The organism is Moorena sp. SIO2C4 (assembly GCF_010672485.1).
GTDB classification, from domain to species: domain Bacteria; phylum Cyanobacteriota; class Cyanobacteriia; order Cyanobacteriales; family Coleofasciculaceae; genus Moorena; species Moorena producens.
The window spans coordinates 1-1,363 of record NZ_JAAHGN010001470.1; the positions used below are offsets into that span (position 1 = coordinate 1).

Annotated in this window: 2 protein-coding genes; both read right to left on the reverse strand. The window is 42.1% G+C overall.

Translation table 11 applies throughout. From position 1 onward, the window contains the following. Positions 1 to 412: helix-hairpin-helix domain-containing protein (locus F6K20_RS38680; protein ID WP_502708936.1), on the reverse strand; the 412-nt coding region annotated here is incomplete at its 3' end. A gap of 214 nt (positions 413 to 626) precedes the next feature. Next, positions 627 to 1,280, reverse strand: coding sequence for a CHRD domain-containing protein (locus F6K20_RS38685; RefSeq protein ID WP_008184723.1), 654 nt, complete (start codon positions 1,278 to 1,280; stop codon positions 627 to 629). Positions 1,281 to 1,363 lie beyond the last annotated feature (83 nt).

Sequence of the window (1,363 nt, forward strand, 5' to 3'; positions counted from 1 at the left end):
TACCATTCTCCCGAGCCTTGATAATACAATTAATTGCTCCGTGTCCCAAATTCCGGATTGCTGAAAACCCAAACAATATACTATTAGAGATTGGGGTAAAATCCAAATCAGAACGATTGATATCTGGTGGCAAAATCTCAATCCCCATGGTTGAGCAAGTAGCAATATATTTCTGTATCTTGTCCGTGCTGTTACTACTCGCTGTCAGCAACGCTGCCATATATTCAACTGGGTAATTCGCCTTGAGATAGGCAGTTTGATAGGTTACATAGCCATAGGCCGTGGAGTGAGATTTGTTGAAGCAATTGGAAGCAACCATACCGTTTGCCAAAATAAAGTTATGGTCGTCCTTGACACCAATATCATAGACAGGTTGAGTACCTAAGGATTTGCGGCTGATGATTTTAACCATCGATTAAATTGACGAGGTAACTAGACTTTTACTTTTCCTGATTAGGGATTAGGGATTAGGGATTAAATGCTATAACCTAACATTATTAACCTAACATTATTAACCTAACAGTATTTCTAATACCATTAACCATTAACCAAGCACCATTAACCATTAACCTAACCCCTAACACCTAACCCTAAAAACTAAATTGACAGAGTACTAGTACAGAGTACTAGCTTACTAGCTTTTTTTTGATGGCTGAACCTGCACCAATGACTCCCACCGCTAGTAAACCTAATACTGAGAAAGGTTCGGAGACAGGGGTAGCAATGATTTGTCCTCTAATTATCCCTGCTGGGTCATTTTCTGAGTGAAGATTGAAATAGAGATCCGTATCTGCACCAGGAGCAGTAGCCAGCAGTCCAGGAGCAATCTCACTCAAGGAAGTACTGGCAGGATCATCAAGATCCCAAATTCCTGAGATAGTAGTTGAGCCATCCGAGTTAGAGGTAACCGTGCGGTCATCATTATCCTGATCCGGGCCAAAAATACCAAAGACTACCGGACCATTTTCCCCACGGGGAGCTTGGTGAAAATGGAGCAAGGTAGCAACATCTAGAGCATTTGCAGGACTTGCTACATCCGCTAGCTGGCTAAAGTCAACACCAACAACGTTAATACTGTAACTCAGTTCCGTACCAGCATCATTGAGTTTTAAGCTAGCAGAGCCAGTTGCTGGGGATTGGGTAACTCCTCCAGGAGCGACTTCCTGAGCACTGTCCAATGTTGCTTGAAACAGGGTATAGGCACTGGCTGGTGTAATAGCGAAGGATGGCAGTAATGCCAATCCTGTCACTAAGGTTGTAGATGCGAAGAAATGTTTCATGAGTTTATTCTTTAGTGTGTAGAGAATTGGAGATTTGACCGACCTAATAACTATAGTTTTTTTTCATCAGAGAAAAAAGCGGA

Excerpts from the sequence above, each read along its gene's own strand:
- F6K20_RS38685 (WP_008184723.1), bottom strand. The coding sequence starts at position 1,280 with ATGAAACATTTCTTCGCATCTACAACCTTAGTGACAGGATTGGCATTA.